13 protein-coding genes and 2 rRNA genes are annotated in these 24,891 nt (G+C 70.1%); 4 read left to right on the top strand and 11 right to left on the bottom strand.

Annotated elements, in window-relative coordinates:
• Positions 1 to 12: 12 nt before the first annotated feature.
• Both OHA99_RS31235 and OHA99_RS31230 read right to left on the bottom strand, forming a co-directional pair.
• Positions 13 to 3,140: ribosomal RNA gene (locus OHA99_RS31235) — 23S ribosomal RNA — on the bottom strand.
• A gap of 295 nt (positions 3,141 to 3,435) precedes the next feature.
• A 16S ribosomal RNA gene (locus OHA99_RS31230) occupies positions 3,436 to 4,964 on the bottom strand.
• The 16S and 23S rRNA genes sit together here, the layout of an rRNA operon.
• 554 nt (positions 4,965 to 5,518) lie before the next feature.
• On the opposite strand from OHA99_RS31230, the gene OHA99_RS31225 reads away from it, so the two are divergent.
• Both OHA99_RS31225 and ptsP read left to right on the top strand, forming a co-directional pair.
• Positions 5,519 to 5,968: a PTS glucose transporter subunit IIA gene (locus tag OHA99_RS31225; protein WP_282882997.1), complete on the top strand. Its 450-nt coding sequence runs from the start codon at positions 5,519 to 5,521 to the stop codon at positions 5,966 to 5,968.
• Between the two features lie 86 nt (positions 5,969 to 6,054).
• Entirely contained in the window at positions 6,055 to 7,725 is a 1,671-nt protein-coding gene (ptsP, locus tag OHA99_RS31220; protein WP_381501639.1) for a phosphoenolpyruvate--protein phosphotransferase, read from the top strand.
• Positions 7,726 to 7,797: 72 nt separating this feature from the next.
• Here ptsP and OHA99_RS31215 read toward each other — a convergent pair whose 3' ends face one another.
• Positions 7,798 to 8,700 carry a hypothetical protein gene (locus OHA99_RS31215; RefSeq protein ID WP_153180812.1) on the bottom strand — a complete coding sequence of 301 codons (903 nt, stop codon included), beginning with the start codon at positions 8,698 to 8,700 and terminating at the stop codon, positions 7,798 to 7,800.
• 121 nt (positions 8,701 to 8,821) lie between these two features.
• Positions 8,822 to 10,798 (bottom strand): acetoacetate--CoA ligase, encoded by a 1,977-nt coding sequence (locus OHA99_RS31210; protein WP_405698444.1) that lies wholly within the window; start codon positions 10,796 to 10,798, stop codon positions 8,822 to 8,824.
• A 211-nt stretch (positions 10,799 to 11,009) separates the two neighbouring features.
• Here OHA99_RS31210 and OHA99_RS31205 point away from each other — a divergent pair, with 211 nt between their 5' ends.
• Entirely contained in the window at positions 11,010 to 13,388 is a 2,379-nt protein-coding gene (locus OHA99_RS31205; RefSeq protein ID WP_405698443.1) for a glycoside hydrolase family 31 protein, read from the top strand.
• Here the strand turns inward: OHA99_RS31205 and OHA99_RS31200 are convergent.
• The 6 genes from OHA99_RS31200 to OHA99_RS31175 all read right to left on the bottom strand — a co-directional run bounded on the left by OHA99_RS31200 (position 13,379) and on the right by OHA99_RS31175 (position 19,152).
• Positions 13,379 to 13,915 carry an NUDIX domain-containing protein gene (locus OHA99_RS31200; RefSeq protein ID WP_405698442.1) on the bottom strand — a complete coding sequence of 179 codons (537 nt, stop codon included), beginning with the start codon at positions 13,913 to 13,915 and terminating at the stop codon, positions 13,379 to 13,381. The two genes, OHA99_RS31205 and OHA99_RS31200, sit on opposite strands and share 10 nt — an antisense overlap.
• A 47-nt stretch (positions 13,916 to 13,962) precedes the next feature.
• Positions 13,963 to 14,772, bottom strand: a complete 810-nt coding sequence (locus tag OHA99_RS31195; RefSeq protein WP_153180808.1) for a M15 family metallopeptidase — start codon at positions 14,770 to 14,772, stop codon at positions 13,963 to 13,965.
• 107 nt (positions 14,773 to 14,879) lie between these two features.
• A complete protein-coding gene (locus OHA99_RS31190) occupies positions 14,880 to 15,485 on the bottom strand; it encodes an ATP/GTP-binding protein (RefSeq protein ID WP_153180807.1) in 606 nt (201 codons plus the stop codon).
• 46 nt (positions 15,486 to 15,531) lie between these two features.
• On the bottom strand, positions 15,532 to 15,927 hold the full coding sequence (locus OHA99_RS31185) for a DUF742 domain-containing protein (protein ID WP_153180806.1): 396 nt from the start codon (positions 15,925 to 15,927) through the stop codon (positions 15,532 to 15,534).
• A 10-nt stretch (positions 15,928 to 15,937) separates the two neighbouring features.
• A complete protein-coding gene (locus OHA99_RS31180) occupies positions 15,938 to 16,372 on the bottom strand; it encodes a roadblock/LC7 domain-containing protein (protein ID WP_366473554.1) in 435 nt (144 codons plus the stop codon).
• Positions 16,369 to 19,152 (bottom strand): nitrate- and nitrite sensing domain-containing protein, encoded by a 2,784-nt coding sequence (locus OHA99_RS31175; protein ID WP_405698441.1) that lies wholly within the window; start codon positions 19,150 to 19,152, stop codon positions 16,369 to 16,371. The genes OHA99_RS31180 and OHA99_RS31175 overlap by 4 nt, the downstream gene beginning before the upstream one ends.
• A 420-nt stretch (positions 19,153 to 19,572) precedes the next feature.
• Between OHA99_RS31175 and OHA99_RS31170 the strand changes: the two genes are divergently transcribed.
• Complete coding sequence (locus tag OHA99_RS31170) at positions 19,573 to 20,055, top strand: hypothetical protein (protein ID WP_381507313.1); 483 nt, start codon at positions 19,573 to 19,575, stop codon at positions 20,053 to 20,055.
• Between the two features lie 108 nt (positions 20,056 to 20,163).
• Here the strand turns inward: OHA99_RS31170 and OHA99_RS31165 are convergent, their stop codons facing one another.
• Positions 20,164 to 24,882, bottom strand: coding sequence for a hypothetical protein (locus OHA99_RS31165; protein ID WP_405698440.1), 4,719 nt, complete (start codon positions 24,880 to 24,882; stop codon positions 20,164 to 20,166).
• Between the last annotated feature and the right edge of the window lie 9 nt (positions 24,883 to 24,891).

The following is a 24,891-nucleotide window of genomic DNA, read 5'->3' as shown; positions in this document are numbered from 1 at the left end:
ACGCGAGCAACTGAGGACAAGCCCTCGGCCTATTAGTACCGGTCACCTCCACACCTCACGGTGCTTCCAGATCCGGCCTATCAACCCAGTCGTCTACTGGGAGCCTTAACCCCTCAAGGGGGTGGGAGTCCTCATCTCGAAGCAGGCTTCCCGCTTAGATGCTTTCAGCGGTTATCCCTCCCGAACGTAGCCAACCAGCCATGCCCTTGGCAGAACAACTGGCACACCAGAGGTTCGTCCGTCCCGGTCCTCTCGTACTAGGGACAGCCCTTCTCAAGACTCCTACGCGCACAGCGGATAGGGACCGAACTGTCTCACGACGTTCTAAACCCAGCTCGCGTACCGCTTTAATGGGCGAACAGCCCAACCCTTGGGACCGACTCCAGCCCCAGGATGCGACGAGCCGACATCGAGGTGCCAAACCATCCCGTCGATATGGACTCTTGGGGAAGATCAGCCTGTTATCCCCGGGGTACCTTTTATCCGTTGAGCGACGGCGCTTCCACAAGCCACCGCCGGATCACTAGTCCCGACTTTCGTCCCTGCTCGACCCGTCGGTCTCACAGTCAAGCTCCCTTGTGCACTTACACTCAACACCTGATTGCCAACCAGGCTGAGGGAACCTTTGGGCGCCTCCGTTACTCTTTAGGAGGCAACCGCCCCAGTTAAACTACCCATCAGACACTGTCCCTGATCCGGATCACGGACCCAGGTTAGACATCCAGCACGACCAGACTGGTATTTCAACGACGACTCCACCCACACTGGCGTGCGAGTTTCAAAGTCTCCCAGCTATCCTACACAAGCCGAACCGAACACCAATATCAAACTGTAGTAAAGGTCCCGGGGTCTTTCCGTCCTGCTGCGCGAAACGAGCATCTTTACTCGTAGTGCAATTTCACCGGGCCTATGGTTGAGACAGTCGAGAAGTCGTTACGCCATTCGTGCAGGTCGGAACTTACCCGACAAGGAATTTCGCTACCTTAGGATGGTTATAGTTACCACCGCCGTTTACTGGCGCTTAAGTTCTCAGCTTCGCCACACCGAAATGTGACTAACCGGTCCCCTTAACGTTCCAGCACCGGGCAGGCGTCAGTCCGTATACATCGCCTTACGGCTTCGCACGGACCTGTGTTTTTAGTAAACAGTCGCTTCTCGCTGGTCTCTGCGGCCACCCCCAGCTCACGGAGTGCAAGATCTCGGTCACCGGGTGTGGCCCCCCTTCTCCCGAAGTTACGGGGGCATTTTGCCGAGTTCCTTAACCATAGTTCACCCGAACGCCTCGGTATTCTCTACCTGACCACCTGAGTCGGTTTAGGGTACGGGCCGCCATGAAACTCGCTAGAGGCTTTTCTCGACAGCATAGGATCATCCACTTCACCACAATCGGCTCGGCATCAGGTCTCAGCCTTATGTGCGACGGATTTACCTACCGCACGGCCTACACCCTTACCCCGGGACAACCACCGCCCGGGATGGACTACCTTCCTGCGTCACCCCATCACTCACCTACTGCAAGTCTGGTTCGTCGGCTCCACCACTCCCCTCAACTCCGAAGAGATCAGGGCGGCTTCACGGACTTAGCATCGCCTGGTTCGATGTTTGACGCTTCACAGCGGGTACCGGAATATCAACCGGTTATCCATCGACTACGCCTGTCGGCCTCGCCTTAGGTCCCGACTTACCCTGGGCAGATCAGCTTGACCCAGGAACCCTTAGTCAATCGGCGCAAACGTTTCTCACGTTTGTATCGCTACTCATGCCTGCATTCTCACTCGTGAACCGTCCACAACTCGCTTCCGCGGCTGCTTCACCCGGCACACGACGCTCCCCTACCCATCACAGCCGGCGTTGGCCGTATTGCTGCAATGACACGACTTCGGCGGTACGCTTGAGCCCCGCTACATTGTCGGCGCGGAATCACTAGACCAGTGAGCTATTACGCACTCTTTCAAGGGTGGCTGCTTCTAAGCCAACCTCCTGGTTGTCTGTGCGACTCCACATCCTTTCCCACTTAGCGTACGCTTAGGGGCCTTAGTCGATGCTCTGGGCTGTTTCCCTCTCGACCATGGAGCTTATCCCCCACAGTCTCACTGCCGCGCTCTCACTTACCGGCATTCGGAGTTTGGCTAAGGTCAGTAACCCGGTAGGGCCCATCGCCTATCCAGTGCTCTACCTCCGGCAAGAAACACACGACGCTGCACCTAAATGCATTTCGGGGAGAACCAGCTATCACGGAGTTTGATTGGCCTTTCACCCCTAACCACAGGTCATCCCCCAGGTTTTCAACCCTGGTGGGTTCGGTCCTCCACGACCTCTTACAGCCGCTTCAACCTGCCCATGGCTAGATCACTCCGCTTCGGGTCTTGAGCGTGCTACTAAAATCGCCCTGTTCGGACTCGCTTTCGCTACGGCTTCCCCACCCGGGTTAACCTCGCAACACACCGCAAACTCGCAGGCTCATTCTTCAAAAGGCACGCAGTCACGAGACACCAAGCAAGCTTGATGTCCGACGCTCCCACGGCTTGTAGGCACACGGTTTCAGGTACTATTTCACTCCGCTCCCGCGGTACTTTTCACCATTCCCTCACGGTACTATCCGCTATCGGTCACCAGGGAATATTTAGGCTTAGCGGGTGGTCCCGCCAGATTCACACGGGATTTCTCGGGCCCCGTGCTACTTGGGTGTCTCTCAAACGAGCCGCTAATGTTTCGACTACGGGGGTCTTACCCTCTACGCCGGACCTTTCGCATGTCCTTCGCCTACATCAACGGTTTCTGACTCGTCCTGTTGCCGGCAGACAACAGAAGAGAGATCCCACAACCCCGCACACGCAACCCCTGCCGGGTCTCACACGTATACGGTTTGGCCTCATCCGGTTTCGCTCGCCACTACTCCCGGAATCACGGTTGTTTTCTCTTCCTGCGGGTACTGAGATGTTTCACTTCCCCGCGTTCCCTCCACACTGCCTATGTGTTCAGCAGCGGGTGACAGCCCATGACGACTGCCGGGTTTCCCCATTCGGACACCCCCGGATCAAAGCCTGGTTGACGACTCCCCGGGGCCTATCGTGGCCTCCCACGTCCTTCATCGGTTCCTGGTGCCAAGGCATCCACCGTGCGCCCTTAAAAACTTGGCCACAGATGCTCGCGTCCACTGTGCAGTTCTCAAACAACGACCAACCACCCATCACCCCGGAAAAACTCCCGAGTGCACTGGGGCCGGCAACTGAAGGAAACTCATTCCCTCAGACACCCAACAGCGTGCCCGACACGTTCAGTCAAGATCCTGCGTTCCACGCCGAAGCAGTACTAGCAGTCCTCATCCTGATCGTGCCGAGTAGTCAACGTTCCACCCATGAGCAACCAGTGCGAGACGTTCGCTCACATCCTGGCCTCTGACCAGCCCGAAGGCCGGTAAGAAATGCTCCTTAGAAAGGAGGTGATCCAGCCGCACCTTCCGGTACGGCTACCTTGTTACGACTTCGTCCCAATCGCCAGTCCCACCTTCGACAGCTCCCTCCCACAAGGGGTTGGGCCACCGGCTTCGGGTGTTACCGACTTTCGTGACGTGACGGGCGGTGTGTACAAGGCCCGGGAACGTATTCACCGCAGCAATGCTGATCTGCGATTACTAGCGACTCCGACTTCATGGGGTCGAGTTGCAGACCCCAATCCGAACTGAGACCGGCTTTTTGAGATTCGCTCCACCTTGCGGTATCGCAGCTCATTGTACCGGCCATTGTAGCACGTGTGCAGCCCAAGACATAAGGGGCATGATGACTTGACGTCGTCCCCACCTTCCTCCGAGTTGACCCCGGCGGTCTCCCGTGAGTCCCCAACACCCCGAAGGGCTTGCTGGCAACACGGGACAAGGGTTGCGCTCGTTGCGGGACTTAACCCAACATCTCACGACACGAGCTGACGACAGCCATGCACCACCTGTACACCGACCACAAGGGGGGCACCATCTCTGATGCTTTCCGGTGTATGTCAAGCCTTGGTAAGGTTCTTCGCGTTGCGTCGAATTAAGCCACATGCTCCGCCGCTTGTGCGGGCCCCCGTCAATTCCTTTGAGTTTTAGCCTTGCGGCCGTACTCCCCAGGCGGGGCACTTAATGCGTTAGCTGCGGCACGGACAACGTGGAATGTTGCCCACACCTAGTGCCCACCGTTTACGGCGTGGACTACCAGGGTATCTAATCCTGTTCGCTCCCCACGCTTTCGCTCCTCAGCGTCAGTATCGGCCCAGAGATCCGCCTTCGCCACCGGTGTTCCTCCTGATATCTGCGCATTTCACCGCTACACCAGGAATTCCGATCTCCCCTACCGAACTCTAGCCTGCCCGTATCGACTGCAGACCCGGGGTTAAGCCCCGGGCTTTCACAACCGACGTGACAAGCCGCCTACGAGCTCTTTACGCCCAATAATTCCGGACAACGCTTGCGCCCTACGTATTACCGCGGCTGCTGGCACGTAGTTAGCCGGCGCTTCTTCTGCAGGTACCGTCACTTTCGCTTCTTCCCTGCTGAAAGAGGTTTACAACCCGAAGGCCGTCATCCCTCACGCGGCGTCGCTGCATCAGGCTTTCGCCCATTGTGCAATATTCCCCACTGCTGCCTCCCGTAGGAGTCTGGGCCGTGTCTCAGTCCCAGTGTGGCCGGTCGCCCTCTCAGGCCGGCTACCCGTCGTCGCCTTGGTGAGCCATTACCTCACCAACAAGCTGATAGGCCGCGGGCTCATCCTTCACCGCCGGAGCTTTCGACCCGCCAAGATGCCTTGGCAGGTCAGTATCCGGTATTAGACCCCGTTTCCAGGGCTTGTCCCAGAGTGAAGGGCAGATTGCCCACGTGTTACTCACCCGTTCGCCACTAATCCCCACCCGAAGGTGGTTCATCGTTCGACTTGCATGTGTTAAGCACGCCGCCAGCGTTCGTCCTGAGCCAGGATCAAACTCTCCGTGAATGTTTACCCGTGATCGGGTGACACCACGAGAGCGGAACAGTCGGAGGAATGATCCGACCGTTCACAGCGTCCTCGCTGTGTATTTCTTCAAAGGAACCTCGTCCTCCCGAACGGGAGAGACGGGGTATCAACATATCTGGCGTTGACTTTTGGCACGCTGTTGAGTTCTCAAGGAACGGTCGCTTCCTTTGTACTCACCCTCTCGGGCTTTCCTCCGGGCGCTTCCCTTTCGGTGTTTCCAACACTATCAGGCTTTTCCGGTCCCTCTGACCACCGCCCTGCGGACATGCAGAAGGTGATCCAGAGATAGGATCTGATGAGTTGGGTACTGCCGGGGCGAGGACGCGTTGGTTCGCATCGCTCAGCCTCAAGCAGGAGTAACGACTGTACACGGGGCTGCGGAACAGGTGCAAATCCGTGATGAGTGTGGTCTAGACCTCTATTGGGAAGACTCATGCGGAACCGGTACTTCCTATGACATACCCTGCTGCTCAGTGTGCCGTCCGGGACAAGCAGTGACGGCTCGTACAGATCTCCGCCCTGGGAGGCTTCCCATGACCACCGTCTCGTCCCCGCTCGCAGGACGCGCCATCGGCCTGGCCGCCGTGCCCGATCCCGTCTTCTCCGGGGCCATGGTCGGCCCGGGCACCGCCATCGACCCTGCGCGGGAGCCCTCCGAGGCGGTCGCGCCGGTCGACGGCGTCATCGTTTCTCTGCACCCGCACGCCTTTGTCGTCGTGGACGACAGCGGACACGGCGTACTGACCCATCTCGGCATCGACACCGTGCAGCTCAACGGCGAGGGTTTCGAACTGCTGGTGAACAAGGGCGACACCGTCGTGCGTGGTCAGGGCGTAGTGCGCTGGGACCCGGCCGCGGTCGAGGCCGCGGGCAAGTCGCCGGTCTGCCCCATCGTGGCGCTGGAGGCGACGGCCGAGGCGCTCACCGAGCTCCGCGAGGACGGCGACGTGAAGGCCGGCGAGAGCCTCTTCCTCTGGAAGTGACGTCGACGCCGTCGCACGGCGGCATCGACGGCCGGCAGGACAACCACCGCGGCGGCGGGACCCGCCGCACTATCGGGACGGGTGAGATGGAGACAACGCTGCGAGGCGTCGGTGTGAGCCACGGTGTGGCGATCGGCGAGGTTCGGCACATGGGTACGGCGGTCCTGGAGCCGCCGGCGAAGCAGATTCCGGCGGAGGACGCGGAGCGTGAGCAGGGGCGCGCCCGCAAGGCCGTGGAGGCTGTGGCGGCCGATCTGATGGCGCGCGGCAATCTGGCGGGGGGCGAGGCCCAGGCCGTGCTCGAGGCACAGGCCATGATGGCGCAGGACCCCGAGCTGATGGCCGACGTCGAGCGGCGGATCACCGTGGGGAGCACGGCCGAGCGCGCCGTGTACGACGCCTTCGCCGCGTACCGCGCCCTGCTCGCCGGTGCCGGTGAGTACCTGGCCGGCCGGGTGGCAGACCTCGACGACGTGCGGAACCGTATCGTCGCCCGTCTGCTCGGGGTCCCGATGCCGGGTGTTCCGGACAGCGACGAGCCGTATGTGCTCATCGCGCGGGACCTGGCGCCGGCCGACACCGCACTGCTCGATCCGACCCTCGTCCTGGGTTTTGTCACGGAGGAGGGTGGGCCGACCAGCCACAGCGCGATCCTCGCGCGGGCGCTCGGTGTGCCCGCCGTGGTGGCCCTGCCCGGCGCGGGCGAGCTTCCCGAGGGAACCGTGGTCGCCGTCGACGGCAGCACCGGAGAGATCTTCGTGAACCCGGGTGAGGAGAAGAAGGCACGGCTGACGGCGGAGGCCGCCGAGCGCAAGGCGGCGCTCGCCGCGGCGACCGGACCGGGTGCGACCTCGGACGGTCACAAGGTGCCGCTGCTGGCGAACATCGGTGGTCCCGCCGACGTGCCCGCGGCCGTGGAGGCCGGCGCCGAGGGTGTCGGTCTGTTCCGGACCGAGTTCCTCTTCCTCGACGACAGCGAGAACGCGCCGTCGGAGGAGAAGCAGATCACCGCCTACCGCCAGGTGCTGGAGGCGTTCCCGGAGGGCCGGGTCGTCGTGCGGGTGCTGGACGCCGGTGCCGACAAGCCGCTGGACTTCCTCACCCCGGGCGACGAGCCGAACCCGGCGCTCGGCGTGCGGGGCCTGCGGACGCTGCTCGACCACCCGGACGTGCTGCGTACGCAGCTGACCGCGCTGGCCAAGGCCGCCGAGGGGCTGCCGGTGTACCTCGAGGTCATGGCGCCGATGGTGGCGGACCGCGCGGACGCCAAGGCGTTCGCGGACGCCTGCCGCGAGGCCGGGCTGCGGGCGAAGTTCGGCGCGATGGTGGAGATCCCCTCGGCCGCGCTGCGGGCCCGCTCGGTGTTGCAGGAGGTCGAGTTCCTGTCGCTGGGGACGAACGACCTCGCGCAGTACACCTTCGCCGCCGACCGTCAGGTGGGTGCGGTGTCGCGGCTGCAGGACCCGTGGCAGCCCGCGCTGCTCGACCTGGTCGCGCTGTCGGCCGAGGCGGCGAAGGCCGAGGGCAAGAGCTGCGGTGTCTGCGGTGAGGCCGCTTCGGATCCGCTGCTGGCGTGTGTGCTGACCGGTCTCGGTGTCACCTCCCTGTCCATGAGCGCGGCGTCGCTGCCGTACGTGCGGGCGACGCTGGCGAAGTTCACGCTGGCGCAGTGCGAGCGTGCGGCGGCTGCCGCCCGGGCGGCGGACAGCGCCGAGGAGGCGCGGAACGCCGCGCAGGCGGTGCTGTCCGGCGAGTAGCGGCCGGGTGCGGCTGCCGTTGAGGCAGTGGTGCGGGGCGTTCCACCTTCGGGTGGGGCGCCCCGACCGCGTTCAGTGGTGGTGTCCCGGTGGGAGGTGGTCGTCTCCGAGGTCGGGCGGTGCGCAGTAGTCGACGTTGGATTCCGGGGAGATGAGGTCGCCGGACTCGATGTCGGTGCAGTAGGCGTCGAAAACCTCGGCGGCCGTGAGGGGTTCGAGGCCGTATCCGCGCAGGCGCCAGCCGTGGATGCGGTCGGGGCCGGTCGGCGGGCTGACGCGCATGACGAGTCCGCCGGGGCTGTGGGTCGCCAGGCCCAGGGCGAGGACGCTGGTGAACTCCAGGGCTTCGGCCTCGTCGATGTGCGGGGTGCCGTCGCTTTCCTCCTCGACGAGCAGGACGGAGACGAGGGTCTCCTCCGGGTGGCCCTTGACGCTGCAGACCAGGTGCCGGCTGCCCGGTGGGGCCGTTTCGAGGACGCGGTGCAGGAGGCGGTGGGCACGGGTGAAGGCGGCCCGGCCGAGGTCCTCGCCGCAGGTGGCGCAGCCGCCGAGGGTGGCGAGGAGGGTCGACGTGTACTCCCAGGTGGCCTGGCGGACGGCTTCGTCGACGAGGATCGGGAGCAGGTCGGCGAGGGGCTGGCCCTCGTAGGGCACGGTGGGGCCGTGGGCGGCGAGTTCGGCGGTGAACCGGGCGCGCGTGGCCGGGGCGTCGGCGTCGAGGCCCGCCGCCGTGCAGAAGTCGGCGTACTCCTCCGGGTCGAAGAGCGCGACGGTGGTGTGGGTGCCCTGTGCCGCGCGTGTCTGGAGGAGCGCTTCCACCTGGCGCAGGTAGGCGGCGTGGTCGTGGAAGGTGAAGCTGCGGTAGCGCCGCATGGCGCGGAAGTCGTGTTCGTCGGTGAGCAGGCCGATGGTGCCCGCGATTTCGCGGCGCAGGACGCGCCGCATGGTCTGGTCGGTCTGGCCGGTGTGCGCCATGTTTCCCCCTGTGCACGGTTGATCAATGCTCACTCACAGTAATCGGCGGCACTGACAACGGCGTCGGGCGGGCGCGGGCAGCCGGCCGCTGCCCGGGGCGGCCGGCTTGTCGGTGTGCTGGTCAGGCGCGTTTGCGGGCGAGGTCCTCGTAGAAGTGGAGCAGGTCGAGGTTGTCGATGGAGCCGGGGTTGACGGCCTTGTCCAGCGGGGTGCCCTGGAGGAGGCGCTTGACCGGGACCTCGATGCGTTTGCCGGTGAGGGTGTGCGGGATGCCGGGGACCTCGATGACCTCGTCGGGGACGTGGCGCGGGGAGAGGTTCGCGCGGATGGTCCGCTTGATGCGGTCGAGGAGGGCGTCGTCGAGGGCGGCGCCGGGGGCCAGGTGCACGAAGAGGGGCATCCAGTAGCCGCCGTCGGGCTGTTCGATGCCGATGACGAGGGATTCCCTGATCTCGGGGAGCCGCTCGACGGCCTCGTAGATGTCGGCCGAGCCCATGCGGACGCCCTGCCGGTTGAGGGTGGAGTCGGAGCGGCCGTGGATGACGACGGAGCCGCGGGAGGTGAGGGTGATCCAGTCGCCGTGCCGCCAGACGCCGGGGTAGGTGTCGAAGTAGCTGTCGTGGTAGCGGCTGCCGTCGGGGTCGTTCCAGAAGCGGATCGGCATCGAGGGCATGGGGTTGGTGACGACCAGCTCGCCGACCTCGTCGGTGAGGGGGTTGCCGCTCGGGTCCCAGGACTGGAGGTCGGTGCCGAGGCCGGGGGCCTGGAGTTCGCCGATGTGGACCGGGAGGGTGGGGACGGCGCCCGCGAAGCAGGAGCAGACGTCGGTGCCGCCGCTGACGGAAGCGATCCAGAGGTCCGCGCCGCTCTCGGCGAACTCGTCGTGCAGCCAGCGGAAGCCGTCGGGCGGGAGCGGGGAGCCGGTGGTGGCGACGCACTGGATCGCGGAGAGGTCCAGGTCGCGGGCCGGATGGACGTCGGCCTTGCGGCAGGCCATGACGTAGGCGGCGGAGGTGCCGAAGAGGGTGGCTCCGGTGCGTTCCGCGATGCGCCACTGGGCGTCCGTGGCCGGGAAGCCGGGGCTGCCGTCGTAGAGGACGATCGTGGTGCCGGTGAGCAGGCCGGAGACGAGGAAGTTCCACATCATCCAGCCGGTCGAGGTGTACCAGAAGAAGCGGTCCTCGGGGCCGAGGTCGCAGTGCAGGCCGAGCTGTTTGAGGTGCTCGAGGAGGATGCCGCCCTGGGACTGGACGATGGCCTTGGGCAGGCCGGTGGTGCCGGAGGAGTAGAGCACCCACAGGGGGTGGTCGAAGGGCACCTGCTCGAACTCGGGCTCCGTGTCGGCGGCCGTCAGGGCCTCCCATTCCAGGGCGCCGTCGGGGGCGTCGGTGCCGAGGAGCGGAATGTGGATCACCGCGCGCAGGGTGGGCAGTTCCCGGCGGAGTTCGGCGACGGTGTCGCGGCGGTCGTGTTCCTTGCCGCCGTAGCGGTAGCCGTCGACGGTGAACAGGACGACGGGTTCGACCTGCTGGAAGCGGTCCAGGACGCTGCGGGCGCCGAAGTCGGGCGCGCAGGAGGTCCAGACGCCGCCCACGGCGGCGGTGGCGAGGAGCGCGACGACGGCCTGGGGGACGTTGGGGAGGTAGCCGCTGACGCGGTCGCCGGGGCGTACGCCGAGGGTGCGGAGTTCGGCGGCGAGGGAGCCGACCTGGCGTCGCAGCTCGGCCCAGGTGACGGAGGTCGGCTCGTGGGTTTCGTCGACGTACAGGAGGGCCGGTTCGTCCGCGCGGGCGCCGGCCGCGCGCAGGGCGTGTTCGGCGTAGTTCAGCGTGGCGTCGGGGAACCATTGGGCACCGGGCATCGTCCGGTCGCCGAGCACGCGCGCGTAGGGGGTCGAGAAGCGGACGTCGAACCACTCCGTGACGGCTTTCCAGAAGGTGTCCAGCTCGTCGACGGACCAGCGGTGCAGGGCGGCGTACCCACCGTCGGCGGGGGCGCCGTGGTGCTCGGCCGCCCAGGTCTGGAACCTGGTGATGCGTGCCTGGTCGATGCGTGGTGCATCCGGCTGCCAGAGTGGCTGCGGGTTCTCGGTCGACATGGTGCGGCTCCCGGACTGTGCGCGTCGTGTGCGTCCTCCGCGCACGGGCTGGGGTGTGCGCGTGACGCGGCTGACAGGGACGATGCCACGTGATCGACTTCCGCACCAGGGCGCCCCACGCAGTCGGTCGCATGAAGATGTGGTCCGGTGCCGGGTGAACGGCAGTTGAACGACGCCCACGCGCGCGGTGGTCGATGGCAGGGTGATCAGCATGGACGGTCGTGACCTGGTGCGTTCGATGAAGACGGTCGGTTCCGCGGGGGTGGCGCAGGGGTTGCGTACGGTGCGGGCGGCGTGGCGCAGGCGGCGTGCCGACGCCGCCGCGCTGCCGCCGCGGGGTGCGGAGCGGGCGCGGGTGCCGGGGTCGGTGCGGGAGGTGGAGCCCGGGCCCGGGGGCGGTGTCGTCCGGTTCGGGCGTTCGGAGCTGCGCGTCCTCGTCGCGGTGAACGGCGCCGTGTTCTGGGGCTGGGACGGTGCCGGTCCCGAGCCTTCGTACGCGCTGGCGGGCCGCTGTCCCGAACCGGATCCGCGGGCGGTGCTGGAGCCGGACAAGGACGGCGGCTGGCGGGTGGTGGCGGAGCGGGCGACGGTGGCCGTGTCCCGGCACGGCGCGGTCGAGGTGCGTACTCCTGGTGGTGTGGTCCTGCGCCATGATCTGCCGCCCCGTTGGTGGGAGCCGGCCGGCGGCGGGCCGGCGCGCTGGACTCAGCGGTCGCGGGTGGCGGCCGACGCCCGCTTCTTCGGGCTCGGTGGGCGGTCCACGGGTCCCCGGTTGCGTGACGGCACGTACCGGCTGTGGAACTCGGGTCCCGGTCCGGCGGGCGCCGCCGGCGGGGACACGGCGCCCGTCACGATGCCGGTGCAGATGGTGGTGGCGGACGCGGGGACGCATCTGCTCTTCCACGACACGTCGTGGGACGGCACGGTGGCGTTGCGGGAGGGCGAGGAGGGAGCGGGGTCCGGGCACGACCGGCCGGGGCGCAGTGTGCTGCGGATGGACGGTGGTCCGCTGCGGTGCTGGGTGATGGTGGGGACCCCCGCGCGCGTGCTGCTGTCCTGGGCGTCGCTGACCGGTGCGCCCGCGCTGCCGCCGGCGTGGGCGCTCGGGCACCATCACGCGCGGTCCGGTTCCGGCGACGAACAGGACGTACGGCGGGTGGTGGCCGGTCACCAGGAGCGTGATCTGCCGCTGGACGCGGTGCACCTGGGGGTCGGGCACGCCGATGCCCGGCGGGTGTTCACCGTCGACGAGGAGCGGTTCCCGAAGCTGCCCGTGCTGGCGGAGGAGCTGCGCAGGGAGGGCATACGGCTGGTGTCGGCGGTCGAGCCGGCGGTGGTGGCCGCACCCGGCGACGCCGTGTACGACGCGGGGACGCGCGGGGACGTGTTCGTGCGGGACGCCGCGGGGGCGGTGGTCCGGGGTGTGGGGCGGGCCGGGGACGTGGTCTTCCCGGACGTCACGCACGCGCGCGTGCGCCAGTGGTGGGGCGGGCTGTACGAGGAGCGGCTCGGGCAGGGGTTCGCCGGGGTCTGGCACGACCTGGACGAGCCCACGTCGTTCGCCGCCTTCGGGGAGCCGACGCTGCCGCGGTCCGCCCGGCACGCGCTGGAGGGCAGGGGCGGCGACCACAGGGAGGCGCACAACGTCTACGCGCTGTGCGTGGCGCGGGCCGGGTACGAGGGTTTGCGGGCGCTGTCGCCCGACGAGCGGCCGTTCGTCCTCTCCCGTTCCGGGTGGGCGGGCCTCCAGCGGTACGGCGGCACCTGGTCCGGGGAGGGGGCGGCGGACTGGGCCGGGCTGCGGGCCGCGCTGGCGCGGGTGATGGGGCTCGGGCTGTGCGGGGTGCCGTACTCGGGGGCCGATGTGTACGGGTCGGAGGGGGCGCCCTCACCGGAGTTGTATCTGCGGTGGCTCCAGCTGGCCGCGCATCTGCCGCTGTTCCGCACGCACGCCGGTCCGCGGGCGGGAGGCCGGGAGCCGTGGGAGTTCGGGGAAGAGGTCCTCGGGCACGCGCGCGTGGTGCTCGTCGAGCGGCGGCGGCTGCTGCCGTACTTCGTGACGCTGGCGCACCTGGCCCGGCGTACGGGTGCTCCGTACGTGCGTCCCCTGTGGTGGCAGGCGCCGGAGGACCGGGCACTGCGGGACTGTGAGGACGCGTTTCTGCTGGGCGACTGCCTGCTGGTGGCCCCGGTACTGCGTCCGGGAGCGGATCGGCGGGCGGTGCGGTTGCCGCGGGGACGCTGGTACGACGTGGTGACGGAGCGGGCGTACGAGGGGCCCGCGCAGGTGCTCGTCGACGCCCCTGTGGACCGGATTCCGGTGTTCGCGCGTGCGGGAGCGGTGGTTCCGGTGCGTGGGGAGGACGGCGCGCCGGAACTGGAGGTGTGGGCGCCCGCGCGGGGGCGGACCGGCGGTGGGCTGGTCGTTCCGGACGCGGGCGACGGCTGGGTGGAGGCGGAGATCGAACGGTACGTGTCCCGCTGGGAGGGGCGGCGGGTGGTCGTGGAGCGGTCGGGCGAGGACGGGGTGAGCGAGCCGTCCTGCCCGGTCCGCGTGCGGGGGCTCGCGGAGCGCTCCGCTCAGATGTAGCGGCCCTCGAAGAAGGCCCGTACGGCCCGGGTGTGGAGCGGGAAGGCGAGCTCTTCCGCCCGGCGCAGGAGGTGCCATCCCTCGGTCTCGTCCGTGGCGGCGGAGGGCGGCAGGTTCTCGGCGGGCCGCTCGGGCAGCAGCCCGAAGAGCAGCAGGTGGCCGTCGGGCGAGCTCATGGCGTCGGCGAGCCGTACGTCACGGCTCGCCCCGTCGATGCCCGTCTCCTCCTTGAGTTCGCGGACGACGGCCTGCCGCCAGTCCTCCCGGTCGTCGACGTAGCCGCCGGGCAGGGCGACTCCCCCGCGCGCGGGGGCCACGGTGCGGGTGATGACGACCAGGGCGGTGCCCTGGGTGTCGTACACGGGCTGGAGGGCCACCGCGACCGGCAGCGGGTTGCGGTAGGCCACGGTGCCGCACGCGGGGCAGGTGCGGGGCCAGCCGGAGACGCCCTCTCCGTAGGGCGATCCGCAGCTCGAACAGTGGGAGTCGCGCGCGGAGTTGGGAACGGAGGTTTCAGTTTCGGACACGCGGCGGACTGTATCCGATCGCGGAGGGGGCGGCTCCGGCAGGCCGGTCAGCGACGGCCGGCGAGCGACCTGGCGGAGACCGGGAAGTCGAAGTAGGTGTCGGGGTAGGGCTCGGGCTTGTACGTGAAGTGCCACCACTCCTCGGGGAGGTTCACCAGGCCGGCGTCCTCCAGGGTGTTCTTGAGCAGCATCCGGTTGGCGTGCTGGACGCCCTGGACTCGGGGGTCGAGGGTGTGTGACCGGGTGTCGAAGCAGTCGTAGCCGGTGCCCATGTCGACGGAGTTGTCGGGGAATCGCTCGTCCTGCGGCGCGAAGCAGGACACCAGGGGCTGTCCGGGGTGATGGGGGTGGGTGGGTTTCGCGGGGAGCCGCACGAGGGTGAGGTCCATGGTCGAGCCCCGGCTGTGGCCGGACTTCTCCGCGATGTAGCCGTCGGTGAACAGGCGGGTCTTGTCGACCTCCGGGTAGAACTCCGCCTTCATCCTCTGGTCGTCGAGGTCCTCGGCCCAGCGGACGAAGTGGTCGACGGCGCGCTGCGGCCGGTAGCAGTCGTACACCTTGAGGGAGTAGCCCTGGCGCAGCAGCCGGGTCTGGGCGCGGTGGAGGGCTTCGGCGGCGGGGCGGGTGAGGATGCACAGGGGTTGCCGGTAGCCGTCGACTCGCTCGCCCACGAAGTTGTGCGCGGTGGCGTAGCGCATCTCCTCGATGATCGTCGGGTCGACGCTGCGCAGCGCCACGAAGTCCTCCGGGGCCCTCGGTTCGGGCCGTGCCTGCGCGGAGGCGGGGACGGCTGTGACGGCGAACAGAGCGGCGACGGCGGTGGCCAGACCGCGGAGCGCGGTGGAGAGTCGTGTCATGTCCCCTGCATCTACCAGGGTTGGGCGCCACGGGGGAAGGGGGCGGCCCGGCGACGCGCCGGGCCGTTCGGCGCGGTCGCGCGTCGGCGCCCCCCTGCCGTGCTCGCTCAGGTCGGGACGGCGCTGCGGCGGTCCGCCGCCTGGGCCATCGCGTGCTGGACGACGCCGATGAGGACCTCCTTGACGGACTCCCGGCCCCGGGCGTCGCACATCACCAGGGGTACGTCCTCGTCGAGGTCGAGCGCCTGGCGGACGGTCTCGGCCGGGTAGCGCGCCGATCCCTCGAAGCAGTTGACGCCGATCACGAACGGGATGGAGCGGCGCTCGAAGTAGTCGACGGCGGCGAAGCAGTCCTCCAGGCGCCGGGTGTCGGCCAGCACGACGGCGCCCAGCGCGCCCTCGGACAGCTCGTCCCACATGAACCAGAACCGCTCCTGGCCCGGCGTGCCGAAGAGGTAGAGGACCAGGTCCTCGCGCAGGGTGATCCGCCCGAAGTCCATGGCCACCGTGGTGGTGTGCTTGCCCTCCACGCCGCTGACGTCGTCGACGGGGCGGCCTGCCTCGGTGAGCAGTTCCTCGGTGCGCAGCGGCCTGATCTCGCTGACCGCGCCGACGAGGGTGGTCTTCCCCACGCCGAACCCGCCGGCCACCAGAATCTTCAGCGTGACGGGCTCGACCGGCGGCTTGCCGCGCTGAGAACGCCCGAAGATCATCGATCTCTTCTCCTTAACGTGCCGCCCGATGTGTCCGGGGGCCGGTTCACAGTGCCCTCAACCCGTTGATCACGTCGCGCAGGATGTTCTCGTCCGGCAGTTCGGCCGGGGGCACGGGCCGGTTCACGTGGACGAGTTCGCCGTCCACGAGGTCGCCGACCAGGACCCGCACCACCCCGATGGGGAGGTCGAGTTCGGCGGCGAGTTCGGCGACCGACTGCGGAGCGTCGCGGCACAGGCCGACGATGTCCACATGCTCCGGGGAGAGGGTGACGTCCGCCTCCGGATCGTCCGCGTGGGGTTCCGTGACGACCACCGCGATCAGGTCGAGGCGGTGCTGGGCCGCGCTGGTGGTGCGGCCGCGCGTCATGGCGTACGGACGGACGACGGGGCCGGCCTCGTCGTCGAACCAGTGGTTTCTTCCCTGACCGTCTGCGCTCATGTCATCCCACTTACCCGCCGGAGGGCAGATCGGTGCGCGGCGCGGTGCCCAGGTGCACGCCGACCCGCTTGACGAGCAGGGTCATCTCGTAGGCGACCTGTCCGACGTCCGAGTCGGCGTCGGAGAGGACGGCCAGGCAGCTCCCGTCGCCGGCGGCCGTGACGAACAGGAAGGCCTCGTCGAGTTCGACGACGGTCTGCCGGACGCTGCCCGCCTCGAAGTGCCGTCCCACGCCCTTGGCGAGGCTGTGGAACCCGGAGGCCACGGCGGCCAGGTGTTCGCTGTCCTCCCTGGTGAGGTCCTTGGACACGCCCGTCGCCAGCCCGTCGCCGGACAGGACGATGGCCTTGCGGATGCTCGCGACGCGGTCCACCAGGTCGTCGAGGAGCCAGTTCAGCTCCCCGGACTTGGTCGCGGTGTGGCCGGTCGTCTTCGGTGCGGTCATCGACCGTCCCCCTTAGTCGTTCCTCGTGGTGCTGATGGTGCTGTGCCGTCGGGCGGGTCGTCGCCCGCGGCGTTCTCCTTGCGGCCGCGCTGCCAGCCGCGCTGGAGCGAGGCCATACGGCTGCGTACCTCGTCGGCGTCGCGGTCGGCGGGGCCGGAGCGGCTCTCGGCGGGCGGTTCGGGACTCTGCCGCAGCTGAGGTGCCAGGTTCGCCTGCCGTACGCGCCGGGGCAGCGCGCCGGGGTCGGTGTGTGCGGAGGCGGCGTCCTGCGGTGTACGGGACACGTCGCCGCCGCGGCCGTCGGCGGGGCTCTCGGTGCGGTCGCCGGTGCGGTCGGCGGCGCGGTCTCCCCGGCGGCGGGCGGGCAGGGCCGGGAGTTCGTCCGCCCGGGCCGGGGGTACGGCCGGCCGCTCGGTCCGGTCCGGGCCGGCCGCGGGCGACTCGCCGGCGGTGTCCCGGGCGGGCCGTTCGGGGACCGGGCGCCCGTGCGAGCTGACCAGCTTGGGGGTTCGGCGGCGCGGCAGCCCGACCGGTTCGTTCGCCCCGGCCCCGGCCCCGTCCTCGGCCGGGCCGTCGCCGCGGCGGGGCCCGGGGTGGCGTCGCTCCGGTCGGCGGGCCGCCTGGTCGTCGTCGGCCGCGACCAGTGAGCGGCGCGGGCGGAACAGGCCGCCGCGTTCGCCGTCCTGCTCGTCGAGTACGCCCGGCAGGTCGAGGGCGTCGAGGTCGACGGGGGCCTCCAGTTCGACCGGGCCGTCCAGCATCGCGGCCGGCCGCTCGGCCAGCCGGGCGGGCACGTGGGAGAGGGCGGAACGACGGCTCTCCTCCCGCTCCTTCTCCCCGATGTGCTGGGGGCGGTCGAGCCGGAAGCCGACGCCGTTGGTGTCCGGGGCCTCGTCGGTGAGCAGCGCGTCGGGGACGAACACGACCGCGGTGGTGCCGCCGTACGGTGAGGGCTGGAGGGACACCCGGACGTTCTGCCGCTGGGCGAGCCGGCTGACGACGAACAGGCCGAGCCGGTCGGTGTCGGACAGCTCGAACTCGGGTGTCTCGGCCAGCCGGAGGTTGGCGTCGAGGAGGGCGTCGGCGGCCATGCCGAGGCCCCGGTCGTGGATCTCCAGGGTGAAGCCGTTGGCGACGCGCTCGCCCAGCACCTGGACCGCGGTGTGCGGCGGCGAGAACACCGTGGCGTTCTCCAGGAGTTCGGCCACCAGGTGGGTGAGGTCGGCGACGGCCGGCCCGGTGACGGCGACGCGCGGCAGCCTGCGGACCTCGATGCGCTCGTAGTCCTCGACCTCGGCGACGGCGGCCCGCACCACGTCCATGAGCTGGACGGGCTTGCGCCACTGCCGGGAGGGAGCGGCGCCGGAGAGGATGACCAGGCCCTCGGCGTGCCGGCGCATGCGGGTGGTCAGGTGGTCCAGGCGGAACAGGTCGGCGAGTTCCTCGGTGTCCTCGGTCCTGCGCTCCATGGTGTCGAGCAGGGTGAGCTGCTTGTGCAGGAGCACCTGGCTGCGGCGGGCGAGGTTGACGAAGACCTCGGAGACGCCGGCGCGGAGTTCGGCCTGTTTGACGGCGGCCTCCACGGCGGCCCGCTGGAGGGTGTTCAGGGCCTGGCCGACCTCGCCCATCTCGTTCCGGTCGTACTCGAGGCGCGGCACCTCCGTCTCGACGTCGACCTCCTCGCCCGCCGACAGCCGGCGCATCACGCTGGGCAGGCGGACGCCGGACGCCTCGTGCGCCTCCAGGCGCAGCTGCTTGAGGTCGCGGATGAGGGAACGGCCGACGCGCACGGACAGGAACAGGGAGTACAGGAGGGCGATCAGGCCGAGCGCCCCGGCGACGACGGCCTTGGCGATGGTGCTGGTGGCCACCGGGTCGACGCGGTCCTGGTAGCGGTCGGCGGCGTTGTCGTCGAGCTCGCCGAGTTCCTGGAGGACGCTGCCGGCTGCGGTGTCCCAGCTCTTGGCGGTGACTCCGCGCGGCATGCCGCCGTCGGAGGAGACGGCGGCCTGCTCGGCGACCCGGAGGGGGGCGGAGGAGGCGTTCTTCCAGAAGCGCTGGTAGCGGCCGCGTTCGGTGGCGGGCAGCAACGGCAGGTTGATGTCGTACATCATGGTGCGCTGCGCGACGAGGTCGGAGACGTCCCGTGTCTCCGTGCGGCTGAGCCGGCCGGTGACCAGGGCGGAGCCTAGGAGGGCGTCCTCGCGGGAGAGCAGTTCGCGGGCGCGGGAGACGTTGACGAGCGCGCGGTACTGCTTGTCCAGGCCCACGTTGTCGACGACGTCGAGGTTGGCGAGCAGGTCGTGGCAGGGGTCGACCAGGCGGTTGTAGAGGCCGAGCGCCTGCGCGCGGTTCACGGTGCCGTCCTCGACGCTGCGGCGCAGGGAGCCGATGCCGTCGAAGGCGTCCAGTACGGCGGTGAGCCGTTCTTCCCCGGCCCGGCCGAGGTCGTCCCGTACACCGGCGTCGGCGGCGTTGCGGCGGATCTCGGCGACGGCCTCGTCGGTGGCCCTGCGGCTGCGTTGCAGGGCGGCGAGTCCGTCGGAGGCCCGCGGGTCGGCGAGGTGGACGAGGGTCTGGCGGCGTTCCTGCTGGAGGACGCGGACGGTGTCCTCGACCGGGTAGCCGATCTTCTCGACGACGGTCGAGACGCTGAACAGCTGTGCCGCCTCACGTCCCGTCAGTGCCGTGGCGAAGGCCCAGATCGCGGTCAGGGACACCAGCGGCACCAGGAGCAGCGCCACGATCTTCCGGCGGATCGACTTCCCGCGAAAGCGCATGGCCTCCCCCAGCTCGACCCCCGGGTGATGGGGGTTCACATGTGCGTCAACAAACGGCGCGAGCCTACTACTGACGCACAGGTAACTCGAAGACCCATCCGGAGGCCGAACTTCCGTACCCGGGGTCGGCGATGGTCAGTTGTCCGGTCATTGCGGGAGATTGCGCCCCCGGATCGGCCGACGGATGTGAGGCGGAGGTTCCGGGGTGACGGGCGGATTGGCCGAAATTCTTCGACTGCGCGGGATTTCCGGGAATCTTGGGTACCCGTCGTTCGTCCTTCACTACGGGAAACGGAGGCGGAATGGGCCACAGGAGCCGCATCCCGCCCCCGGGTGGCGTAAAGCGGAGCAAGCCGGGCAGCCAGAGGGGAGCCGTGTCCAGGGGCACGGGCGAGCTGTCTGACGGCGGTGGGGAGTGACATGTCGATGGGTACGGCGGAGCGGTGCGGGGCGCCGGATCGGGAGGTCCCGGCGGCCGGGGCGGACACCGTGGCGGGCGAGCGGCGGCCCGGGTACCGACCGTTGTGGAGCGAGGAGCCCGCACGGCGTCGGCGGATGCCGGATCCGGTGCGTACGGCGGCCGTGCGGGCGGTACTCGTCGTCGCCGTGACGCTGATACTGGCGATGGTGGCCTTCCTGTGCACCCTGGCGGAGTCCTGGCTGGCGTTCCCGATGGTGCTCGCGAGTGTCGCGGGCACGGTGGTGGCCACCTGGGGCGTGCTGGACGTGTGGGTGACACGGCAGGTGTGGAACCAGCGGCACGGTGTGGTGTCGGCGCCGAGCAGCACCGCGCGGGCCGTGCGCCGTGAGCGTCGCCGGGTGCGGCGGCAGGCCCGGGCCGCCGACGGGGGCCGGGAGCGGATAGGCCGGCGGGGCGGCGCGGGACAGCTGTCGCATCCCTGAGCGGCCGGGCGACGGTCGCCCGGCCGTCCGTGACCGCCGTGACGTCCGTGACGTCCGTGACATCCGTGACATCCGTGACGGGGACATACTCTCCGGTGCGCAGGCCGCCTATGCGGGCGACTGGGTGGGGCGTTTGAACATGCGGGTCGCCGTGATCTCGCTGTGGACCGCCTCGCCCTCTCCCTCGGCGGCCGGGGCGGGCTGGGGCAGGCCCGGCCTCAGGTGCTCCTCCACGCTGATGTACTTCAGGCCCGCCCTGAGGTCGGCGTCGTTGCGCAGCCGGATGACCAGCGGGAACTCGGCCAGCGCGGTCGTGTCGAACAGGCCGGTGGTGTACAGGAGCTGGACACCCAGCGCGTCGGACACGGCCCGCTGGAGCTCCAGCAGGTAGGTGGCGTTGGCGCGGCCGATGGGGTTGTCGAGGAACAGGGTGCCGGCGTGGCGGTGCCGGTCACGACCGCGGTCGTTGCTGCGCAACGCGGCCATCGTGCAGTACAGGGCGATGGCCGCGGTGAGCAGCTGGCCGCCGGAGAAGACGTCGCCCATCTGCCCGACGGGGACGCGCTCGGCACGCAGTACGGCGTCGGGCTTGAGGATCTCGACGGCGACGCCCTTGGGCTGGAGGGCGGCGGCGACTCCGCGCAGCAGCAGGGACATGCCGTCGCGGCGCAGGTCGGAGTTCTTCTTCACGGCCGCGCGGGTGGCCTCGTCGACGACCTCGCCGAGCCGTTCGGTGAGGGTGGCCTGGTCGGGCTCCTCGAAGCGGATGCGCAGGAACTCCTGCCCGGACCACTCGCCCAGCCCTTCCGGCAGCCGGGAGAGCCGCTGGGCGGAGCGGAGGGTGGCGAGGGCGGACTCGACCAGTCCGCGCAGCCGGTCCACGATCGAGTCGCGGTTGCGCTCCAGCTGCGCCAGCTCGTCGGTGAGGACGCGCAGCCGGGGGGCGAAGGCGTCCGCCCACTTGGCGGCGTGCTCGGGCAGTGCGGAGGCCGGCAGTTCGCGGATCTGCTGGCGGGCGGGGGTGCGGACCTGCTCGTAGCGGGTGGAGTTGGCGTGCCGGACGAGTACGTCACTCGCCTCCCGTACGGCCGCCTCGGCGGCCGACAGGTCGGCGGAGCAGCCGCGCAGCGAGCGGCGGGCCTCGGCGGCGGCCCTGCGGGCCTCCTCCAGGTCCCCTGCGTAGGGATCGGGCTCGTCCTGCTCCTCCTCGGCCGCGTGTTCGCGCAGCAGGTCGCGGAGCATGGCGGCGATCTCGTCGAAGCCGCCCGCCGCGTCCTCGGCGGCGCGGTGCGCGTCGAGCAGTTCGGCGTGGGCCTCGCGGGCCCGGGTCAGCGCCTCGGCGCGGGAGGCGAGTTCGGCGGTCGCCGTGCGCAGCAGGCTCTGGGCGTGCTCGGTGTCGCGCGGCTGGAGCTCCTCGGGCAGGTCGGTGTGGGTGTCGCCGTCCTCGGGCGCGTGCCGTTCGGCCTCGCCGCGCAGCCGGCCGAGCTGTTCGCTCGCGCTGGACATGCGGGTCTCCAGGAGCTGCACCAGTTCCTCGGCGCGGGCGGCGGCGGCCTGCCGGGAGGGCCCGTCGGAGCCGTCGGGCGACTCCAGGAGCTGTGCGGCGCGGGTGCGGACCTTGTTGCTGAGCCGGTCGAGATCCGCGCGGGCGGCGCTCTCGTCGCTCTCCGCGCGGGCCTGTTCGGCGCGCAGGTCGGCGCCGACGCCGACCTTCTCGTACACCTGGGAGGCGGCGCGGTAGGCCTCGCGGAGGTCGGGCAGGGACGCCTTGCGACCATCCTTGCCGCTGTCGGGCGCGGCCCCCGTCCCGCCCCCGGTGCCGTCCCCGCTCCCGTCCTCGCGCTCGCTCCCGTCCTCGGGTACGTCGTCCGGGGCGCCGGCGATCTCGGAGCGCTCGGCGCGCAGCGCGCGGGCGGTGCGGCGGGCGTCGTCGGCGGCCCGCTGGGCGGCCCGCCGATCCTCGTCGGCGGCGCGGGCCCGCTCCAGACAGGTCTGGGCACGGGCCTCGGCCTCGGCGCCCTCGTCGGCGAGTTCACGGACCTTGACCTGCCAGCCGGCGCGTTCGCGCAGCCGGAAGGCGAGTCCGGCCAGGGCGTCGGCGGCGCGGCGCGCCTTCTGCGCGGCCTCCTGCCGCTCGTCCCTCAGGTGGACGGCCTCGGCGGCGCTCTCGTCGGCCTCGGCGCGCAGGGTGCGGGCCTCGGTCAGTTCGGCCTCGGTCTCCTCGGCGAAGGCGCGGGCCTCCTCGGCGGTCCGGGCGAGTTCCACGAGGCGTCCGGCGGGGCAGCCGGTACGCCAGGAGGTGAGCCTCGCCGCCAGCTCGCGGTCCTTGCCGAGGCGGGCGGCGAGGGTGCGGATCTCCTCGTCCCGCTCGCCCGCCCGCGCACGCAGCGCGTGCCGCTCCTCGTCGGCGGCCTGTTCGTCGTGCATGGCAGGGTTCGGCGGTACGAGGAAGACGTCCCCGGCGCCGGCCTCGGGAGCCGGGGTCGGGGCGAGGAGGGCGGCGGCCGTGCCGACGGCGACGGCGGAGCGCGGCAGCAGGGCCGCGTCGCCGAGGATGTCGCGGGCGCGGGTGTGCGAGTCGGGGTCGGTGATGATCACGCCGTCGACCAGCTCGGGGCGGGTGGCCAGCACGCGTGCGTGGTCGGCGGGGTCGACGGCCTGGGCGAGGTAGCGCCAGCCGGGCAGGGCGGGGACGCCGTGCTCGCCGAGGAACTCGACGGTGGCCAGCACGTCCGGTCCCGGCGGCAGCAGTCCGCCGTCGCCGAGGGCACCGAGGATGCGGGAGTCGTCGGCGGCCGCGGTGCGCAGGTCGAACAGCTGGCGTTCGGCGGAGGTGACGGTGTCGTCGAGCAGTTCGCGAAGTTCGTCGGCGAAGCGGTCCAGTTCCTCCGGGGTGAGCGCGCCGTCGGAGGTGCCGGTTGCCGCGGTCCGGTCCTCGCGGTCCGTGTCCCGGCGCGGCTGGGGGATGCCGGCGCGGGTCTCGGCGGCCAGGCCGAGCAGTTCGGCGAGCCGTTCCTCCGCGGCCAGTGCCTCGGCGGTGCGCCGCTCGCCGTCGTGGGCGTGCTCGGCGGCGGTGGCCGCGTCCGCCGCGCGGGCCGCGGTCAGTTCGGCGCGGCTCTCCGCGGCGGCGGCCTCACGGGCGTGCTCGGTGGCCCGGCGGGCCGCCTCACGGGCGGTGTCCCAGGCGGCGACGGTCGTCTTCTCCGCGTCGCTGGCCGCGAGGGCCGCACGGGCGGGATCGGCGTCGGGCGCGCTGTCGTCCAGCCAGCCGGCGCGGACGGCCTCGGCGGTCTCCTGCTCGACCTCGGTGAGGCGCTGGCGCAGGTGTCCGGCCTCACTGCGGGCGCGCTGCGCCTCGGTGGCGGCGGTGGTGGAGTCGCGGTGGGCGGCGTCGCTGACCTCCTGGAGGGCGGCGGACCTCGCCTCCTCCTCGTTGGCGTGGTGCTCGGCCTTGCCCGCTGCCGCTTGCAGGGCGCGGACGAGGTCGACGGCGGCCTTGGTGCGGGCGGCGAGGGCGGGGGCCGCGTCCCGTTCGGCTTCCTGGATGGCGGCGGACACTCGGGCGACGCGGTCGGCGGCGGCCCGGTGGCGCAGGACGGCCTCGGCGGCCTGCCAGGCGGAGTGCAGGGTGCGGGCGTCGGCCAGTTCGCGCTTCTGTGCGGCGGCGGACTTCTCGGCACCGGTCAGGGCCAGCGAGGCGTGCCGGTAGGCGAGTTCGGCGGCGATGAGAGCACTGCGGTCCCGGGCGGACTCGGCGTGGGTGACGGCGTACGCGGCGGCCGTGACCCGCTGGGCGAGGTCTCCGGCCCGGACCCGCTCGCGGGCGCCGCGCGCGGTGAGCCGGCGGGCCAGGTTCCTGGTGCGGCGTTCGGCGGCGGTGTGGATGTCCCGCGCGCGGGTGCGCGCCTCGGCAGCCTCGACGATCCGGCCCAGGAGGTCGACGGATCCGGCGGTGAAGTCGCGTTCGGCGATCAGTTCGGCGCGCCGGCCCAGTTTGTTGCCGAAGCCGCCGACCAGGTCGGCGAGGCCGTCGGTGTCGCGGGTGTCGGTGACGGCCCGGAGCAGCAGGTCGGTGAAGTCGGAGTCCTTCTTGACCGCGAACAGGCCGGCGGCCTCGCCCTCGTCGGCGTTCATCTCGCGCTGGTAGCGGAAGAGTTCCGGGTCGAGTCCGAGGTCGCCGAGGTGCTCGTTCCAGCGGTCGTGGATCTCCTCCCAGTGCACCTCGAGGTGCGGGTAGGCCTTGCCGGCCTCGGTGAGCGCGTCCCGGAAGCCCTTCATGGTGCGCCGCCTGCCCTGCGCGCCGGAGGCGCCCTCCACGGGCGGGCGCACGGCGGTGGCCTCGGCGACCGGCAGGTTGTCCAGGGTCAGTCCGGGGCCGGGCCGGAAGGAGTACCAGGCCTCGGCGAACTTCCGCGGGTCGCCCGAGACCTGCCGCCCGCGCCATTCGCTGGCCTTGCCGACGACGACGCACTCGCCGGTCTGCACGTGCTGCCACTCCAGCGCCACGTGTCCGCAGTCGTCGGCGAGCAGGAACTTGCGCAGCACGCCGGAGCTGGCGCCGCCCAGGGTGTTGCGGTGGCCCGGCAGCATCACCGAGAAGATGAGCTTGAGGAGCACCGACTTGCCGCCGCCGTTCTCCAGGAAGAGCACGCCCGCGGGCGCGGGGCGGCGCGGCGGGCCGACGGGCTCCTCCTCGAAGAACTCCGCCTGCGTGGGTGCGGGGTCGGGCACGGGCCGGCCCACACCGCGCAGGTCAAGCACGGTGTCGGCGTAGCGCGCACCGGCGGGTCCGATGGAGTAGAGGCGGACCCGGGACAGCTCGTACATGGCGGACTC

It is taken from the genome of Streptomyces coelicoflavus, from assembly GCF_045041415.1.
Taxonomy (GTDB): Bacteria; Actinomycetota; Actinomycetes; order Streptomycetales; family Streptomycetaceae; genus Streptomyces; species Streptomyces coelicoflavus.
The sequence above is the reverse complement of the archived record's forward strand: the minus strand, read 5'-3'. Positions and strand labels throughout refer to the sequence as shown.

Bases quoted from the DNA above. Each gene is read 5' to 3' on its own strand.
- OHA99_RS31225 (WP_282882997.1), top strand. From the start codon at position 5,519: ATGACCACCGTCTCGTCCCCGCTCGCAGGACGCGCCATCGGCCTGGCC.
- ptsP (WP_381501639.1), top strand. From the start codon at position 6,055: ATGGAGACAACGCTGCGAGGCGTCGGTGTGAGCCACGGTGTGGCGATC.
- OHA99_RS31215 (WP_153180812.1), bottom strand. From the start codon at position 8,700: ATGGCGCACACCGGCCAGACCGACCAGACCATGCGGCGCGTCCTGCGC.
- OHA99_RS31210 (WP_405698444.1), bottom strand. From the start codon at position 10,798: ATGTCGACCGAGAACCCGCAGCCACTCTGGCAGCCGGATGCACCACGC.
- OHA99_RS31205 (WP_405698443.1), top strand. From the start codon at position 11,010: ATGGACGGTCGTGACCTGGTGCGTTCGATGAAGACGGTCGGTTCCGCG.
- OHA99_RS31195 (WP_153180808.1), bottom strand. From the start codon at position 14,772: ATGACACGACTCTCCACCGCGCTCCGCGGTCTGGCCACCGCCGTCGCC.
- OHA99_RS31190 (WP_153180807.1), bottom strand. From the start codon at position 15,485: ATGATCTTCGGGCGTTCTCAGCGCGGCAAGCCGCCGGTCGAGCCCGTC.
- OHA99_RS31185 (WP_153180806.1), bottom strand. From the start codon at position 15,927: ATGAGCGCAGACGGTCAGGGAAGAAACCACTGGTTCGACGACGAGGCC.
- OHA99_RS31180 (WP_366473554.1), bottom strand. From the start codon at position 16,372: ATGACCGCACCGAAGACGACCGGCCACACCGCGACCAAGTCCGGGGAG.
- OHA99_RS31175 (WP_405698441.1), bottom strand. From the start codon at position 19,152: ATGCGCTTTCGCGGGAAGTCGATCCGCCGGAAGATCGTGGCGCTGCTC.
- OHA99_RS31170 (WP_381507313.1), top strand. From the start codon at position 19,573: ATGTCGATGGGTACGGCGGAGCGGTGCGGGGCGCCGGATCGGGAGGTC.
- OHA99_RS31165 (WP_405698440.1), bottom strand. From the start codon at position 24,882: ATGTACGAGCTGTCCCGGGTCCGCCTCTACTCCATCGGACCCGCCGGT.